The organism is Actinoplanes sp. NPDC051633 (assembly GCF_040681735.1).
Taxonomy (GTDB): domain Bacteria; phylum Actinomycetota; class Actinomycetes; order Mycobacteriales; family Micromonosporaceae; genus Actinoplanes.
Genome location: NZ_JBFAZH010001840.1, coordinates 1 through 1,037, shown reverse-complemented (window position 1 = coordinate 1,037; position 1,037 = coordinate 1). Strand labels below are relative to the sequence as shown.

At 78.2% G+C, this 1,037-nt stretch carries 1 pseudogene; it reads right to left on the bottom strand.

Annotated features, from left to right (window positions below):
• Positions 1-1,037, bottom strand: a pseudogene (locus AB0M20_RS45565) (hypothetical protein); the annotation flags it as partial.

Sequence of the window (1,037 nt, the reverse complement as noted above, 5' to 3'; positions counted from 1 at the left end):
GCCCGTTGAGCGCTGCGCTGCGGGCGTGCGCCCAGACGACCCCGAGGGACCGGCGGGTGGAGCTCCTGACGCGGGCGGTGCGGGTCGCCGAGGGTACGCAGGAACGGCTGGCGCTCGCGTACGCGCTGCTGGATCTCGGCAGCGCCCTGCGCCGGACCAACCACCGCGACCAGGCACGGGCTCCGCTGCGCGCAGCGCAGCGCTCAACGGGCCCGGCGCCGCCGCCCGCTCGGCCAGCGCCAGGTGTTCGCGCGCCGCTCGTTGCGCACCCCCGGGATCGCCTGTCGCGAGCAGCGCCGGCACCAGCTCGACGCGCCATGTGGCGAACGCCGGATGGCAGACGCCCAGCTCGGCCCAGCGCTCGCCGGCCGCATGCAGGTCGGCGACCGCCTCGGCCGGGCGGCCCTGCGCCAGCCTGAGACGGGCCCGGCTCTGCAGAAAGACCGGTGCGGTCAGCACGTGCGGCGGCGGGTCACCCGGGACCAGCTGCGCGATCAGCGCATCCGCCTCGGTGAGCCGATCGGCCTCGACGAGGGCGTCCAGCAGCGGGTTGAGGGCGAACAGCACACCACCCAGCGGGGTGGCCGTGGCCAGCTTGAAGTCCAGCGCGGCGCGGGCGTCCGCCGCCGCCTCGGCGACCAGCCCGGCCGGCAGCACCGCCAGCGACCGCAGGAAGCGGCCGTGCGCGACCGTGCTGAGCCAGCCACGCGGCCGGGCGGCGCCGGTGATCGCCTCGGCGATGGCCCGGGCCGACCCCGGGTCGCCGTTGGCGATGAGCACCAGCCCGGCGACCGTGGGCAGCAGCGAGTCGACCTCGCCCAGCACCGCGGCCCGCGCCGGTTCGAGCAGGGCGAGGCTGCACGGCGCGGGGCCGCCCGCGAGCGTGGCTTCCATCGCCTCGACCGCCCGCCACAGCGGCAGGGGCGGCGGGTCGGCGTGCCAGCGTCGGACCAGGTCGAGGGCCAGCCACCTGGTCCGGCTGTCGGGGCCGGCCACCGCGCCGCGCTCGGCGTCGATGCGGGCGCGGGTCCGGGCCG